Source organism: Bradyrhizobium sp. 17 (assembly GCF_023073515.1).
GTDB lineage: Bacteria > Pseudomonadota > Alphaproteobacteria > Rhizobiales > Xanthobacteraceae > Bradyrhizobium > Bradyrhizobium canariense_D.
Genome location: NZ_JADPJQ010000128.1, coordinates 53921 through 69739, shown reverse-complemented (window position 1 = coordinate 69739; position 15819 = coordinate 53921). Strand labels below are relative to the sequence as shown.

General features: G+C 64.0%; 12 protein-coding genes. 4 read left to right on the top strand and 8 right to left on the bottom strand.

What is annotated here, in order from left to right; all coding sequences use genetic code 11:
• Positions 1–64 precede the first annotated feature (64 nt).
• Complete coding sequence (locus IVB13_RS35405; protein WP_231189755.1) at positions 65–1612, top strand: murein L,D-transpeptidase family protein; 1548 nt, start codon at positions 65–67, stop codon at positions 1610–1612.
• Between the two features lie 186 nt (positions 1613–1798).
• Here IVB13_RS35405 and IVB13_RS35400 read toward each other — a convergent pair whose 3' ends face one another.
• The 7 genes from IVB13_RS35400 to IVB13_RS35370 form a co-directional block, all read right to left on the bottom strand.
• Positions 1799–2494: an ABC transporter ATP-binding protein gene (locus IVB13_RS35400; protein ID WP_026232421.1), complete on the bottom strand. Its 696-nt coding sequence runs from the start codon at positions 2492–2494 to the stop codon at positions 1799–1801.
• Positions 2487–3221, bottom strand: coding sequence for an ABC transporter ATP-binding protein (locus IVB13_RS35395; RefSeq protein WP_018452918.1), 735 nt, complete (start codon positions 3219–3221; stop codon positions 2487–2489). The genes IVB13_RS35400 and IVB13_RS35395 overlap by 8 nt, the downstream gene beginning before the upstream one ends.
• The gene (locus IVB13_RS35390) at positions 3208–4314 is read right to left on the bottom strand and encodes a branched-chain amino acid ABC transporter permease (RefSeq protein ID WP_018452917.1); all 1107 of its coding nucleotides are present in this window, start codon (positions 4312–4314) and stop codon (positions 3208–3210) included. Before IVB13_RS35390 ends, IVB13_RS35395 begins: the two co-directional genes overlap by 14 nt.
• A 6-nt stretch (positions 4315–4320) precedes the next feature.
• On the bottom strand, positions 4321–5538 hold the full coding sequence (locus IVB13_RS35385) for a substrate-binding protein (RefSeq protein WP_018452916.1): 1218 nt from the start codon (positions 5536–5538) through the stop codon (positions 4321–4323).
• 4 nt (positions 5539–5542) lie between these two features.
• Positions 5543–6400: a branched-chain amino acid ABC transporter permease gene (locus tag IVB13_RS35380; RefSeq protein WP_018452915.1), complete on the bottom strand. Its 858-nt coding sequence runs from the start codon at positions 6398–6400 to the stop codon at positions 5543–5545.
• A 108-nt stretch (positions 6401–6508) separates the two neighbouring features.
• Positions 6509–8023 carry an amidase gene (locus IVB13_RS35375; RefSeq protein ID WP_026232420.1) on the bottom strand — a complete coding sequence of 505 codons (1515 nt, stop codon included), beginning with the start codon at positions 8021–8023 and terminating at the stop codon, positions 6509–6511.
• Positions 8024–8196: 173 nt separating this feature from the next.
• Positions 8197–9384 (bottom strand): substrate-binding domain-containing protein, encoded by a 1188-nt coding sequence (locus tag IVB13_RS35370; protein ID WP_085384113.1) that lies wholly within the window; start codon positions 9382–9384, stop codon positions 8197–8199.
• Positions 9385–9562: 178 nt separating this feature from the next.
• On the opposite strand from IVB13_RS35370, the gene IVB13_RS35365 reads away from it, so the two are divergent.
• A complete protein-coding gene (locus tag IVB13_RS35365; RefSeq protein WP_007599198.1) occupies positions 9563–9997 on the top strand; it encodes a MarR family transcriptional regulator in 435 nt (144 codons plus the stop codon).
• Between the two features lie 220 nt (positions 9998–10217).
• On the opposite strand, the gene secA is transcribed toward IVB13_RS35365, so the two are convergent.
• Positions 10218–13058 carry a preprotein translocase subunit SecA gene (gene secA, locus IVB13_RS35360; RefSeq protein WP_204512793.1) on the bottom strand — a complete coding sequence of 947 codons (2841 nt, stop codon included), beginning with the start codon at positions 13056–13058 and terminating at the stop codon, positions 10218–10220.
• 361 nt (positions 13059–13419) lie between these two features.
• Here secA and IVB13_RS35355 point away from each other — a divergent pair, with 361 nt between their 5' ends.
• Together IVB13_RS35355 and argJ are read left to right on the top strand one after the other, a co-directional pair.
• The gene (locus IVB13_RS35355; protein ID WP_018452911.1) at positions 13420–14352 is read left to right on the top strand and encodes a peptidylprolyl isomerase; all 933 of its coding nucleotides are present in this window, start codon (positions 13420–13422) and stop codon (positions 14350–14352) included.
• 102 nt (positions 14353–14454) lie between these two features.
• On the top strand, positions 14455–15696 hold the full coding sequence (gene argJ, locus IVB13_RS35350; RefSeq protein ID WP_026232418.1) for a bifunctional glutamate N-acetyltransferase/amino-acid acetyltransferase ArgJ: 1242 nt from the start codon (positions 14455–14457) through the stop codon (positions 15694–15696).
• The last annotated feature ends 123 nt before the right edge of the window (positions 15697–15819 follow it).

Sequence of the window (15819 nt, the reverse complement as noted above, 5' to 3'; positions counted from 1 at the left end):
CCGGTCGGATCATGCTTCAAGATTGGGGTTTGCGCGCGATGCCTTGGACGGTGTGGGGTCCATCTTGATTTCTCGTTCGCTTGCTCGCGCGTTTCTGGTTTCGGTGGCGCTTGCCGCCAGCTTCGTGCTGGCCGGCTGCGACACCGACCAGGTTTCGCTTGCGACCAATGCCAAGGCCAACCAGCCGGTGCCGCCAAAGCTTCTCGCCGCGATGGTCGAGAAGAACATGGATCTGCAATCACCGATCCTGGTGCGCCTGTTCAAGCAGGAGGCCGAGCTCGAGGTCTGGAAGCAGACCCGCAACGGCCAGTTCGCGCTGCTCAAGACCTATCCGATCTGTCGCTGGTCGGGCGATCTCGGCCCGAAGGTGCGCGAAGGCGATCGTCAGGCGCCGGAAGGATTCTACTCGATCAATCCGGGCCAGATGAATCCGCAATCGGCGTACTATTTGTCGTTCAACACGGGCTATCCGAACGCGTTCGACAAGGCTTTGGGCCGCAGCGGGTCGCAGCTGATGGTGCATGGCGATTGTTCGTCGCGCGGCTGCTACGCGATGACGGACGAGCAGATCGCCGAGATCTATTCGCTCGGGCGCGAGTCCTTCTTCGGCGGCCAGAAGGCGTTCCAGTTGCAGGCCTATCCGTTCAAGATGACGCCGGTGAACATGGCCAAGCACCGGAACAATCCGAACATGCCGTTCTGGAAGATGATCAAGGAAGGCTATGATCATTTCGAGGTGACGCGGCAGGAGCCGAAGGTCGATTTCTGCGAGAAGAAGTACGTGTTCGACGCGGCGAAGCCGCCCGACGCCAAGCGCGATCCGGTGTTCGACGCGTCCGCTAAGTGCCCGGCCTATGTGATCCCCGAGGAGATCGCCAGCGCCGTGCGCGAGAAGGATGCGCGCGACCAGGCGGAGTACAACAAGCTGGTTTCGCGCGGCACGCCCGTTGCGCGCATGAACACCGGCATCGACGGCGGCATGAACAAGATCTTTGCCGCGAAGATTCCGGAAGGCTCGACCGGCCTGTCGGAGGGCGCCGAAGGCACCACGCTCCAGATGTTGGCGATGGCGAAGGCGCCGGGCACCATCCCTGGACACGTCAATCCGCCGAAGCCGAATCTCGATGCAGCCGCGCCCTCGCCGCAGGAAGAGCCGGTCGTCGCCGTCAGCGCGCCCGCCGCCAGCGCCCGCGTCGCCACCGCAGCTCCGCCCGAGAAATCCGGCTTCTTCTCCAATCTCGGCCGCAAGATGGGTGTGGGCAATGCCGACGCCACGGCGACCACGCCGCCGCCGCAGGCCACGGCATCCGTCGCTCCGGCTGCAACGACGACCACGACGCCGCCCACCGCAGCGTCCCGGCTGAAGGCCGCGGTGACCCGGTTCGTACCGGGCCGCGACACGTCCAAGGACGCAGCGAAGGATGCACCGAAGCCGGCTGTTGCCGCTGCCAAACCCGCCGAAGCTGCGAAGCCCGACACCCGCCTCGCCGCAACCCGCCCGACGCTGAAGCCGTCGGTGTCGGATGGCGCGGGTGAAGCGACCCAGATCATGGGCGCCGCGCCGGTGGTGCAATCGAACTCGTTCGACAGCCGGTTTGGGGCGGTGAAGTAAAGCGGGCGCTCCGCTTAATCTCTTCGATCCATCCCAGCCTGACGCCGTCATTCCCCGCGAAGGCGGGGAATCCAGTATTCCAGAGGCACCCCTTATCGATCGAGAAGCTGCGGCGTACTGGATGCCCCGCCTTCGCGGGGCATGACAGCCGAGTTCGGTGTGAGAGCGACGCGCTTCACGCGCGCCCTACGGCGCCAGATACCGCAGCAGCTCCGGATTGCCCCTCACCTCGCCCGCTTCGCCTTGCAGCGCGACGCGGCCGCGGTCCAGCACGTAGGCGTAATCGGCGACGCGGAGCGCGAGGTCGAGGTGCTGCTCGACGATGATGACGGCGATGGTTTTCGCAAGCTCGATCAGGCGCTCGGTGATCTCCTCGATTACGCCGATCCAGACGCCTTCGGTCGGCTCGTCGAGCAGAAGAAGTTTTGGATCGCCCAGCATGGCGCGGCCGATGGCGAGCATCTTGCGCTCGCCGCCGGAAAGCGTGCCGGCGGGCTGGTCGAGGCGCTGGCCGAGCTTTGGGAAGATGGTCAGCACGTGCTCGACCGCGTCGGCTTTCCTGCTCGCGAGCGACCCGACCGCGAGATTGTCGCGCACCGACAGGCGCGCGAACACCGAATGCTCCTGCGGCACGTAGCCGATGCCGGCGCGCACCCGCTCCTGGGTCGCGCGGCGGCTGATGTCGCGGCCATCGAAGGCGACCTCGCCCTTCCACGCCGGCAGTTCGCCGACGATGGTCTTCATCAGCGTGGTCTTGCCGGCGCCGTTGCGGCCCAGCACGGCGACACCGCCGCGCCAGGGAATGCCGAGGTTGACGTCGAACAGGACCTGGCTGCGACCATAGCCGGCGTCGAGATGCTTGATGTCCAAAAATTCAGGCACGGCGCAAATAAATCTCCTGGACGGCCTTGTTGGCCTGGATCTCCGACACCGTGCCGGACGCCAGCACCTTGCCCTGGTCGAGCACGGTGAGACGATCGCAGATGTCGCGGATGAAATCGAGATCGTGCTCGACGATGACCAGCGAGCAATGCTTTTTGATCGGCTGCAGCAATTCACCGGTGACGCGGCGCTCCTCCAGGCTCATGCCGCCGGTCGGCTCGTCCAGCAGCAGAAGCTTCGGCTTGCAGGCCAGCGCCATCGCGATCTCCAGCCATTGCTGCTGGCCGTGCGACAGCGCCGCCGCCGCGTCGAAAGCGCGGTTGGCGAGGCGAAATTGCGTCAGCATGGTCATGACCTGATCGTGCAAGAGCCCGCGCGTGCGCGAGAACACGAGATCGAACAGCGAGGATTGCGCCTGCAGCGCGAGCAGAATGTTGTCGTAGAGCGTCAGCGTCGGCAGCACGGATGTGATCTGAAATTTCAAGCTCATACCGGCGCGGGCACGCTCGGTCGGCGTGAACGCGGTGATATCGGCGTTGACGAAGGAGACCTTGCCCTGTGTCGGCACCTCGGCGCCGGCGATGCACTTCATCAGCGTGCTCTTGCCGGAGCCGTTCGGGCCGATCAGGCCGTGAAACTCGTTCTCGCCGACGGTCAGCGCGGCGCCGTCGAGCGCGGTGAGCTTCCCGAAGATCTTCTTGACGCCGCTGGCTTCAAGGAGCGGCATCGCGCTTCTCCTTCCCGGTCTTCCTGGATTTGCCACCAAAGCTGCCGACCCGCTCGCGCTCGCCGAGCACGAAGCTGATCAGGCCGAGCGGCCGGAACAGAATCACCAGCAGGAGCAGCACGCCAAGGATGATCGGCCAGACCTCGCGGTAATTGTCCGAGAGCCAGAAGCTGACGCCCTCAACGATGACGGCACCGATGACGGCGCCGATCAGCGTGCCGGAGCCGCCGAACAGCACATAGAGCACCACTTGCGTCGAGACCACGACGCCGACCATGTTGGGCCAGACGAAACCTTCGTGGAAGGCATAGAGGCTGCCGGCGAGGCCGGCCACTGCGCCTCCGATCGCAAAAATGATCGCCTTCAGATGCTGCGCCTTGTAGCCGAAAAAGGCGATGCGCTGCTCGTTCTCGCGCAATCCCGCGAGCGCCAACCCGAACTGCGAGCGCACCAGAAAGCGGCAGAGGAGATAGACCACGACGAGCAGGCCAAGCACGAGATAATAGAACGGCGGCCCTTCCGAGAACTCGTAACTGCCGAGCGTCATCGAGGAGATCGAGGGGATGCCGTTCTGGCCACCGAGATAGTACCAGCCGCGCGCAAGCCGATCGGCGGCGTAGGATCCGGTCAGCGTGCCCAGCGAGACGAAGATCACGCTGGAGGGATGCCGTCCAAGCAGCAGGAAGCCGCCCAGCAGTAGCGCAAAGGTGAGCCCGATCATGGTGCCCGCGGGCAGCACCAGGAAGATGTTGGTAATGTTGAGATCGCGCGCGAGCAGCGCCACGCCATAGCCGGCCGAGCCGAAAAACAGCGCCTGGCCGAAGCTCATGATGCCGGCATAGCCCCACACCAGGTCGAATGACAGTGCGAACAGCGCGAGGATGATCACGCGCGTCGCGAACACCGTGAGGTAGTCCTGCAGCACCAGCGGGGCGAGCAGCGCCACGACGAGCACGACGCCCTCCACGATCGGCAGGATTTTCCGCACCGAACCGGCTTGCCCTGCTGATCCGTGTTCAACCATGGCAACGTTCTGCTCCCCGCCGATCTCGGCGGGGACTGCCTGCTTCGCTGCGCCCATCGCTTTCGGCATTCGACTCTAGCATTCCTTGGGATCGACGAGTCCGTCGCTGCGTCCGACGATCTCGTAGTTCCCGCCTTTGGCGACAGCGGTGTACATCTTCATCTTGCAGTGGCGCTTGCCCGGCACCATCTCGGCAGGTCCGCCGGGACCTTCGGCGATCTTGGCATGATCGAGCGCAGCGGCGACCGAGTCGCGATCGACCTTGCCGGCTTCCTTGACGGCGGCTTCCCACAGTTTCAGGCCGCGATAGGTGCCGGTGGCGGCGCTGCCGGCAGCGAACAGGAAGTTGCCCGGGAAATCCTTCTCGTAGGCCGCCTGGATTTTTGCGTCGAACGGGTTCTCCTTGGTGAGCACCTTGAAATAATCGAGACAGCTGGCGAGACCCTCGATCTCGGCCGCCTGATTGATGTTGAGCGTGTTCTCGTCATAGTAGACGCAGGCCAGCCGTCCGCCATTCTTGAGAAAGCCGGCCTCGTAGAGCTGCTTGAAGAACGGACCGACGCCGGGCGGGATGACGGTGTTGAAGACGACGTCGACTTTGTTGGAGATGATGCGGTTGACGGTCGAGGAGAAGTCGACCTGGTCAAGCGGATAGTATTCCTCGAACACGACCTCGCCGCCGTTGGCCTCGATCACCTTGCGGGCGTAGACGTTGAGTGTGTGCGGCCAGACATAGTTGGCGCTCGGCAGCGCGAACTTTTTGCCGCCGTTCTTGATCAGCCAGGGAATGAACTCGTCACACTGCTGCGCCGGCGTCGGCCCGGTACAGAACAGATAAGGCGTGCACTCCTTGCCTTCGTAGAGCTGCGGATAGATGTAGAGCGTCTTGCCGCGCGCGACGATCGGGTCCTTGATGGCGTTGCGCATCGACGAGGTGATGCCGCCCAATACCATGTCGACCTTGTCGCGCTGGATCAGCTTGCGGACGTTGCCGACCGCGACGGATTCGTTCGAGGCGGTGTCCTCGACAAAGAGCTCGAGCGGGCGGCCGAGCAGACCGCCGCCGGCGTTGATCTCCTTGATCACCATCTTGGCGACGTTGGCGTCGGCATTGCCGGCGTAGGCAATCGGCCCGGTGAGGTCGGTGGCGATGCCGACCTTGATCGGGGCTTCGGCCGCATTGGCCCAGGGCGCCGGGATCACCCAACTGCCGACGCCGGTTGCGACTGCACCGGAGGCAAAGGCGAGATTCGAAAGGAACCGGCGACGGGAGAGCTGAGAACGATCGGACATGTGACTAAACCCCTTTTCCAGCAATGAGGCCCTGCGGCCGGAATTTGATGAAGACGATGGCGAGAACGAAGACGAGGACATCGGCCACGACGGGCGCCATCACCCAGGGCAGCGCGGCGCTGAGCGTGCCGATGACGCCGGCGCCCGCGACCGGCCCGATGAAGGAGCCGACGCCGCCGACCATGACCGCGACAAAGCCCTGGATCAGGAAGCGCAGGCCGAGATCGGCGAACAGGCTGAACACCGGCACGATCAGTGCGCCGGCAAGGCCAGCAAGCGCCGCGCCGAACGCAAAGGTGGCGCCGTAGATCAGCGGCGTGGAGATTCCGGAGGCGCGGGCCAGCGAAGGATTTTCCAGGGTAGCGCGCACGCGCAGGCCGAAGCTGGTGCGCGCCAGCAGCAGATAGCAGCCGCCCATCACCAGCGCCGTGATGATGATGATGGTGAAGCGCCAGGCCGAGATGTGCATGGCACCGATATCGATCGAGCCGCCGATCGGCTCCGGCACGGTGAGATAGAAGCCGCCGATCAAGCCGCGCACGGATTCGCGGATGATCAGGCCGAGCGCATAGGTGCCGAGCATGGCGACGATGGGGGCTGCGTAGAAGCGTCGGATGATCAGCGCCTCCAGCACGAAGCCGAGCGCGCCGACAATGAATGGTGCGGCGACCATGCCGGCCCAGATCGGCAGGCCATTGGCGTAGGCAAGATAGGTGATGTAGGCCCCGAGCAGGACGAACTCGCCCTGCGCGAAGTTGAAGATGCCCATCATGCTGGCGATGATCCCGAGCCCCAGCACGATCAGGACGATGATCGCACCAAAGCTCAGGATCTCGAACGCCGCGACGAACGCGTTAGCCATGCGCCGGAGCCTTTCCCGTTCCGAAGGAATCGGAACGGGGCTCCGGCTTGATGTCTTGACGCGTCCGAAAACGCTTCCCTGTTACGTCCGTCTGCATGAGTCCCTCGCTCACATCTTCTTCCAGTCGCCGATCTGCTCGAAGGCGTGGGCGGCGCGGTAGATGGTGGATTCCTCGAACATGCGGCCGACCAGCATCAGGCCGACGGGCAGGCCGTCGACCATGCCGCAGGGCAGCGACATCGCCGGATGATGGGTGATGTCGAACGGCGCGGTGTTGGAGATCATCTCCAGCGCACGCGCGACATAGTCTTCGCGGCTGGCCGTGGGCTCCGGCAGCTTCGTCGCCTTCATCGGCGTCGTCGGCAGCAGCAGCAAATCGTAGTCTTTGAAGGCCTTGTCGTAAGCCGCGGTCAGGCGTCGGGAGATGTTGAGAGCCTTGCCGTAATAGCGCGGACCGAAGGTGTTGTTGATGTAGGTGCCGAGCAGCAGGAACAGCTTTGTGGTCTCGGACAGAGAATCCGCCTGCCGCCGCCAGCCGCGATGGAAGTCCATCAGCGTGGTCGAGTAGAGATCGGAGCGGGACAGACCATAGCCGTCGCCATACATCATGGTCTGGGTCATGCCCTCGGTGCCGATCGGCGTCCAGATCGCGGGACCCATGAGATGCATCGGGATCGAAACGGTCTCGACCGTGGCGCCCAAATCCTTGAATCGCTTTGCGGCCTCGCGCACGCTCTCGTTCACGGCGGCTTCGGCCGTCGCCTGCTCAAAGCCTTCCTTGAGGATGCCGATCCTCATGCCCTTGACGCCCTGGCCGAGCGCCTTGGTGTACTCCTCGACCTTGGGCGCCTTGATGCGGGGGTCGTAGCCGTCGTCGCCGGCCAGCACCTCCAGCAGCAGCGCGTTGTCGGCGACGGTCGCCGTCATCGGGCCGGTGTGGTCGACGAACACCTCGATCGGCATGATGCCGGTGTAGGGCACGAGGCCCCAGGTCGGCTTCATGCCATAGGTGCCGCAGAACGAGGACGGCATGCGGATCGAACCGCCCTGGTCGCCGCCGATCGCCATGTCGACTTCGCCGAGCGCGACGACGACGCCGCTGCCTGACGACGAGCCGCCGGCCGAATAGCCCATCTTGTGCGGATTGTGGACGGCGCCGACCGCATTGGTGTGGCTGCCGCCGGACATGCAGAAGGATTCGCAATGGACTTTTCCGGCGATCTCGGCGCCCGCATCGAGCATGCGGGTGACGATGGTGGCGTCGAAATCGGGCACGTAGCCTTCGAGCGTCGCCGAGCCGTTCATCATGGGAACACCGGCGAGCATGATGTTGTCTTTCAGGGCGACCGTCTTGCCCTTGAGCTTGCCACTCGCCGCCCCCTTCACGGTCGACTTGCGATACCAGGCGTTGCGCGGGTTCTCTTCCGGCGAGGGCCGATAGCCCGGCGTGCGCGGATATTTGACCTCCGGCACCTCGTCCGGCATGGCTCCGACGAGATTGTAGGCCTCGATCGAGCCCTGCATCAGACCGCGGAACGAGGCGACATCGTCGTCGGTCAGCGAAAGGCCGCACTGGTCGGCGACACTGCGCAATTGGGCTGGCGTGGGAAGGACAACTGTCACGGCGCTCTCCTCAAAGGCTTCTTGATCCCTGGAATTGGAATCCCTGGCATTGGAGCCTCATTGGCGCGCGTGTGCGGGCGCGCCCATCGGCTCTACCTTGATATTACAGACGGAAATATTTTCCTTTTCAAGTATTATTTTGGATTCGGGCGTTTGCAGATGGGGCGCCGGCGTCAGATCGGTTTGATCAGCTTGAAATCGAGGCCATCCGCGCCGGCGAGATACATTTGCATCCGGGTATGACCGTTCCTGACGGTGACGGGGCCGCGCGCGCCGCCATAGACGATGTTGCGGCCGGCCGCGAGCATGGGCCCCATCGCCAACGTGCCCGCCTTGTTTGCCACGGCCTCAAGGAAGCGCAGTCCCTCATAGCTGGATTGACCGAGCGAGCCGATCGGGGGGCCGTTCGGTCCGAACATCGCGCGATAGCGGCTCTGGAAGTCGTCGTTGGCCCGCGATCCGATGCCCGGGAAATAGCCGGAGGCACAGAACAGATTTTCGCTGTTGTCGGCGCCGATTCCGAGCAGCACGGTCTCGTCCATCGCCCCGGCCAGCCGCAGCGTCGTGGCGCCGAGGCCGCATTCGCCGAACGCGCGATTGAACGTGATGCTGTCGGTGCCGATCAACGAGATCAGGACGACGTCAGGCCTCGCGGCACGGATGCGCTCCAGATGCGGCTCGTGGTTGTCTTCGCCGAGGGGAACGAACTCTTCGCCGACGACATGGCCGCCGGCCTCCTTGATGTAGCGCTTCACCGCGCGGTGCGACTGCCAGGGCCAGACATAATCGCTGCCGATCAGGTACCAGCGCGCCGCCTTCTTGACGTCGGCAAGCCAGTGGATGGAGGGGCGGCTCTGCCAGCGCGGCGTCTCGCCGATCGCCATGACACCCGGCGTCTGCTCGCCGCCCTCGTAGACGGGCGTATAGATGTAGGGGATACGGTGGCGGGTCGTGACCTTGCGCAGCGCCACACGCACCGCGCTGGTATGCAGTCCCACGATGAGGTCGATCTCATCGGAAGCGATCGCCTGCTCGGCGCGGCTCAGAATCCCGTCGAGCGGCCCGCCGGCATCGTAGATCGAAAGCTCGATCTCGCGCCCGAGAATGCCGCCGCGCTTGTTGATCTCGGCGACCGCGAGCTGCGCGCTGCTTGTCGCGCACGGGCCCCAGACACCGGGCGAGCCGGTGCAGCAAATGAAGCCCCCGATGCGGAGCTTGTTGTGTGCGCCGCGGCGCTTCATGAAATGCGCATCAGCCGGCGACAGGTCGAAATCCGCTGCCGCGGGCGACAGATTCCTGAACAGCAAGGACGGCGGTAACGCCGGACCGCCGTGAGCCGGGAAGTTTACCGTCGCGCGCACGCCAACTCCTGTCTGATACCAGACTTGAAAGCTCATTCAGCAGGCGGCCGCGGCACCCGCCCTATTGTTGGGCAATATCCTATTTTGAAAATATTGAATATTCAAGAATTGAAGTGCATATAGATGCAGCATCGATTGCAAGACATTCACTCATTTGGGTCAAGACAAAGTCTTAGCCGTGGCAAAACCGAACACCCCGATCACCGAACACCTCGCGTACCTGCTCGCGCAAGCCAACCGGGAGATCAACCGGCAGCTCGAACTGCGGTTGAGCAAGGAAGGCGTGCCCGTCGAGCAGTGGCGCATTCTGAAAGTCCTGTCGGATGGCAACGGCCATTCGATGGGAGAGCTCGCGGATGCCGTGCTGCTCAACCATCCGACGCTGACCAAGATGATCGATCGCATGGTCTCGGACACGCTGGTCTACCGCGTGCAGGACCCGAACGACCGCCGCAAGGTCCTGATGTTCATCTCCGATCGCGGCAAGGTGCTGAGCAAGAAGCTCAACTCGCTCGCGGTCGACCAGGAAGAGCACATCCTCGAGAGCTACGGCGACAAATCGACGAGCGAATTGAAGCGGCTGCTGGAGAGCTTGATCGACAGCTCGAATTGAGCTGGCGTGTTTAGCAAGCTCTCTCCACACGGTCGTCCCGGCGAAGGAGATGGAGCCGCGCGCCCCATACTCGATGTCATCGCCCGATTTAATCGGGCGATCCAGTATTCCAGAGACTGACGTGATTGAACCGAGAAGCCGTGGCGTACTGGGTCGCCCGGCTAAACCGGGCGACGACAGTGGAATGTGAGGCGCCGACGTCGCACCTCACACCTGATCGCTAAGCGTACCGCCCGTGGCAGTGCTTGTACTTCTTGCCTGAGCCGCAGGGGCAATCCTCGTTGCGGCCGATCTTGCCCCAGCTTGCCGGGTTCTTGGGATCGCGCAACGCCGCGTCGGTGGCCTGCGCTCCGAGCGTGACGCTCGCGAGCGCCATTTCGTCCTCGCCGGTGTTCGGGTCGAACTTGTGCGCTTCCATCGGCGGCAGCACCGGGGCTTCCTGCTCCGGCGGCACGATCTCGACCCGCATCAGCTGCGCCGTGACGGCCTCGCGCAGATGCGCGCTCATCTCCTGGAAGAGGTTGAACGCCTCGGTCTTGTACTCCTGCAGCGGATCGCGCTGGCCGTAGCCGCGCAGGCCGATGACCTGGCGCAGATGGTCGAGCATGATCAGATGCTCGCGCCAGAGATGGTCGAGCGTCTGCAGCAGGATGGTCTTCTCGACGTAACGCATCACGTCGGGACCCCATTGCGCGACCTTTGCGGCCATGTGCTCGTCGGCGCGGGTCTCGATGCGCGTGAGCAGCTCCTCGTCGGCGATGCCCTCTTCCTTGGCCCAGTCCTCGACCGGCAGGTCGAGATCGAGCACGCGCTTGAGCTCTTCCTTCAGGCCCGCGACGTCCCACTGCTCGGCATAGGCATGCTCGGGCACGTGCTTGGCGACGAGGTCGTCGATGAAGGCGTGGCGCATGTCGGCGACGGTCTCGGCGACGCTGTCGTCCTTCATCAGGTCGACGCGCTGGTCGAAGATCACCTTGCGCTGGTCGTTCTGGACGTTGTCGAACTTGAGCAAATTCTTGCGGATATCGAAGTTGCGCGCCTCGACCTTCTGCTGCGCCTTTTCGAGCGCCTTGTTGATCCAGGGATGGATGATGGCCTCGCCCTCCTGCAGGCCGAGACGCTGCAACATGCTGTCGAGGCGATCCGAGCCAAAGATGCGCATCAGATCGTCTTCCAGCGACAGGAAGAATTTCGAGCGGCCGGGATCGCCCTGACGGCCGGAGCGGCCGCGGAGCTGGTTGTCGATGCGGCGGGATTCGTGGCGCTCGGAGCCCATGATGTAGAGGCCGCCGGGCTTCTTCACGGTCTTGGCGGGCTTCGAACCCTTCGCGGGCTCGATCTCGACCTCTTCCTCGGCCTTCAGCACGATGTCGCGGAAGTGCTCGATGTCGGCCTTGATCTGCTCGATCTTCAAGGCCTTCTCGGCTTCGTCCTCGATCGAAGCGGCCTCCTGCTGGATGCGCATTTCCAGCGAGCCGCCGAGCTTGATGTCGGTGCCGCGGCCGGCCATGTTGGTCGCGATCGTGATCGCGCCGGGGACGCCGGCTTCCGCGACGATGTAGGCTTCCTGCTCGTGGAAGCGCGCGTTGAGCACCGCGAACAGCTTTGCCGGTTTGCCGGCGCGGGCCGCCGCGTACAGCTTCTGCATCGAATTTTCGTTACCGAAATCGATCTGCCGATAGCCGTGCTTCTTGAGATATTCGGCGATCACTTCCGATTTTTCGATCGAGGCGGTGCCGACCAGCACCGGCTGCAGCCGCGCATTGGCGCGCTCGATCTCGGCCAGAATCGCGGCGTATTTCTCGTTCTGGGTGCGATAGACCTCGTCGTCTTCGTCGAGACGGGCGACCGGCAAATTGGTCGGGATCTCCACGACCTCGAGCTTGTAGATGTCGAACAATTCGTCGGCTTCGGTCAGCGCCGTGCCGGTCATGCCCGCGAGCTTTTCGTACATCCGGAAATAGTTCTGGAAGGTGATCGAGGCCAGCGTCTGGTTTTCCGGCTGGACCTGCACGTGCTCCTTGGCTTCCAGGGCCTGATGCAGGCCTTCCGAATAGCGGCGGCCCTGCATCATGCGACCGGTGAACTCGTCGATGATGACGACCTCGTCGTCGCGGACGATGTAGTCCTTGTCGCGCGTGAACAGCGTGTGGGCGCGCAGCGCCTGATTGATGTGGTGCACGACGGAAACGTTCTCGACGTCGTAGAGCGATTCACCCTTGAGCTGGCCGGCATCGCGCAGCAGCGTCTCGATCTTCTCCATGCCGGCTTCGGTCAGCGTCACCGTGCGCTGCTTCTCGTCGACGTCGTAGTCGGACTTGTCGAGCTTGGGCAGGAAGCCGTCGATGGTGTTGTAGAAGTCGGAGCGGTCGTCGAGCGGGCCGGAGATGATCAGCGGCGTGCGCGCTTCGTCGATCAGGATGGAGTCGACTTCGTCGACGATCGCGTAGAAGTGCGGCCGCTGGACCATGTCCTCGAGCCGGTACTTCATGTTGTCGCGCAGATAGTCGAAGCCGTATTCGTTGTTGGTGCCGTAGGTGATGTCGCAGGCATAGGCCGTCTTGCGCTCGGAATCGTCGAGGCCGTGCACGATCACGCCGGTGGTCAGGCCGAGGAAGCCGTAGATCTGGCCCATCCAGGCGGAGTCGCGGCGGGCGAGGTAGTCGTTGACCGTGACGACGTGGACGCCCTTGCCGGCGAGCGCGTTGAGGTAGACCGCGAGCGTTGCGACCAGGGTCTTGCCTTCGCCGGTCTTCATCTCGGCGATGTCGCCCTCGTGCAGCACCATGCCGCCGATCAGCTGGACATCGAAATGGCGCTGGCCGAGCGTCCGCTTGGCGGCTTCACGGACCGTGGCGAAAGCGGGGACCAGCAGGTCGTCAAGGGTCTTGCCCTCGGCGAGCTGCTTCCTGAACTCGACGGTGCGGGCCTTGAGGGCCTCGTCGGAGAGTTTCGAGACCTCGGGCTCCAGCGCGTTGATCGCGTTGACGCGGGACTGATATCCCTTCACCCGCCGGTCGTTGGCGGAGCCGAAAAACTTGCGGGCGAGCGCGCCGATCATGCTTAGTTCCTGTGTTCGCGATTCAACCGCGTTCGCGTTGCAGCCAAGAGGTTGTCACCCGCCTGCCTATCAACTCACCGTGACGCCTGCTGGGCGCCAGAGCCCCGTCTGCGGGGGGTCCATCCGCCATATGGGTGGGAGTTGGGCAAGTCTGGGTTCAACGGCCAAAAACGCAGCAAAATAAACGCCATCGCATGGACGCGACCGGGCAGAGATATGGCCCGGTCAGGGCCTTGTCAACGGCGGGTGCATTGCGGCTAATTCATCATTTTGACAGACTTTTCGCGTTGCCAAGGCCCCCTGAATTGGGCGAGTGTCCGCCCCGCTCGAGCAGCCCCCTGCTTCAACAAAAGGATTTTCCATGACCACCTCGTTCCCGGTAACCAGAACCGGCCTGCGCTTCGGCCTCGCCACCGCCCTCGTGGGCTGCCTTGCGCTGGCGCTGATCGCGGGTCCCGGCCGGGCTGCCGACGATCCGGTGCTGGCGAAGGTCAATGGCGCGGAAATCAAGAAGAGCGACGTCGCCATGGCCGAAGAGGAACTCGGGCCGAGCCTCGCCCAGATGGACCCGGCGACCAAGGACGAGAACGTCCTGTCCTTCCTGATCGACATGAAGATCGTCGGCAAGGCCGCCGAGGACAAGAAGCTCGCCGAGGGCGAGGAGTTCAAGAAGCGGCTCGCGTTCGCCCGCAACCGCCTGCTGATGGACAGCCTGCTCGCCGGCGAGGGCAAGGCCGCCACCACCCCGGATGCCATGAAGAAGGTCTATGAGGAGGCCTCCAAGCAGATCACCGGCGAGCAGGAAGTGCACGCCCGCCACATCCTGGTCGAGACCGAGGACGAGGCCAAGGCGGTGAAGGCCGAACTCGACAAGGGCGCCGATTTCGCCGAACTCGCCAAGAAGAAGTCCAAGGATCCGGGCTCGGCCGACGGCGGCGACCTCGGCTTCTTCACCAAGGAGCAGATGGTGCCGGAATTCTCGGCGGTCGCCTTCGCGCTCGAGCCGGGCAAGATCTCCGACCCCGTGAAGTCGCAGTTCGGCTGGCACGTCATCAAGGTCGAGGAAAAGCGCAGCCGCAAGGCGCCGGACTTCGAGCAGGTCAAGGCGCAGATCGAGCAGTATGTCACCCGCAAGGCCCAGGCCGATTACGTCGCCAAGCTGCGCGCGGAAGCCAAGGTCGAGCGGCTGGACCAGCCGGCGGATGCGGCAAAGGACGCCAAGCCGGCCGATGCGGCCAAGCCGGCTGACGCCAAGCCGTCCGACAGCAAGATGGCGCCCCCGGCGAAGAAGTAAGAATTCGCTGTCACTTCGGTGACGTGAAGAGTATCTAAGCCTTTGTGATGCCCGGCCCCCGCGCCGGGCATCTGCATGTCCAGATCCCACCAAGGCGCCCCGATGTCCTCCTCCGTTTCCCCCCTCGCCCCGAAACACGTTCCCGACATGCCCGTGATCGCGGGGGTCCGTCTCGCGACGGCCGAAGCCGGCATTCGCTACAAGAACCGCACCGACGTGCTGCTGGCGGTGATGGACAAGGGCACCGCGGTCGCAGGCGTCTTCACCAAGTCGAAATGTCCCTCCGCGCCGGTGGAATGGTGCCGCGCCAAGCTGAAAGGCGGCAAGGCCCGCGCGTTGGTGGTCAATTCCGGCAACGCCAATGCCTTCACCGGCAAGACCGGCCGCAGCTCCACGGCACTGACCGCGAAGATCGCGGCCAAGGCCGTCGGATGCACCGAGGGTGAGATCTTCCTGGCCTCGACCGGCGTGATCGGCGAGCCGCTGGATGCGACCAAGTTCGACGGCGTGCTCGGGAGGCTCGCGGAAACCGCCGAGGCCGGCGATTATCTCGCCGCCGCCAAGGCGATCATGACCACCGACACCTTCCCGAAGGTCGCGACCGCGACCGTGAAGCTCGGCAAAGCCAAGGTCACCATCAACGGCATGGCCAAGGGTGCCGGCATGATCGCGCCCGATATGGCGACGATGCTGTCCTTCATCTTCACCGACGCACCGATCGCGCCTGCCGCGCTGCAGGCGCTGCTCAAAAGCGGCGTCGAGGACACCTTCAACGCGGTCACGATCGACGGCGACACCTCGACCTCGGACACGCTGCTGGCCTTTGCCACCGGTGCTGCTGCGGAACACGGCGCGCCGAAGATCAGTCGCGCCACCGACCCGCGCCTGAAAGCCTTCGTCAAGGCCTTCAACCAGGTGCTCGCCAATCTTTCCGAGCAAGTGGCCCGCGACGGCGAAGGCGCGCGCAAGCTGGTCGAGATCACCGTCGAGGGCGCCAAGACCAAGGCCTCGGCGCGCAAGATCGCGATGTCGATCGCGAACTCGCCGCTGGTGAAGACCGCAATCGCCGGCGAGGACGCCAATTGGGGCCGCGTGGTGATGGCGGTCGGCAAGGCCGGCGAGCCGGCTGACCGCGACAAGCTCTCGATCTCCTTCAACGGCATCCGCGTCGCCAGGAGCGGGGCGCGAGATCCGTCCTATGACGAGGCGCAGGTGTCGGAAGCGATGAAGGCGCCGGAGATCGCGATCAAGGTCTCGCTCGGCCTCGGCAAGGGCCGCGACCGCGTACTGACCTGCGACCTCACCAAGGAGTATGTCGCGATCAACGGGGATTACAGGTCGTGAATCTGATGTCCCTCTCTTGGTTCTCCACCGGAGAACGAGGTCCAGCATGCAGCCGGGCGAGGAGCTCGCTTCAATTTCCTGGCTGCCTTTAGCTTTCGTTAATGATGCCGCTCGATCCGGCAG

Bases quoted from the DNA above. Each gene is read 5' to 3' on its own strand.
- IVB13_RS35395 (WP_018452918.1), bottom strand. From the start codon at position 3,221: ATGCCGCTCCTTGAAGCCAGCGGCGTCAAGAAGATCTTCGGGAAGCTC.
- IVB13_RS35390 (WP_018452917.1), bottom strand. From the start codon at position 4,314: ATGCCGAAAGCGATGGGCGCAGCGAAGCAGGCAGTCCCCGCCGAGATC.
- IVB13_RS35385 (WP_018452916.1), bottom strand. From the start codon at position 5,538: ATGTCCGATCGTTCTCAGCTCTCCCGTCGCCGGTTCCTTTCGAATCTC.
- IVB13_RS35380 (WP_018452915.1), bottom strand. From the start codon at position 6,400: ATGGCTAACGCGTTCGTCGCGGCGTTCGAGATCCTGAGCTTTGGTGCG.
- secA (WP_204512793.1), bottom strand. From the start codon at position 13,058: ATGATCGGCGCGCTCGCCCGCAAGTTTTTCGGCTCCGCCAACGACCGG.
- IVB13_RS35355 (WP_018452911.1), top strand. From the start codon at position 13,420: ATGACCACCTCGTTCCCGGTAACCAGAACCGGCCTGCGCTTCGGCCTC.
- argJ (WP_026232418.1), top strand. From the start codon at position 14,455: ATGTCCTCCTCCGTTTCCCCCCTCGCCCCGAAACACGTTCCCGACATG.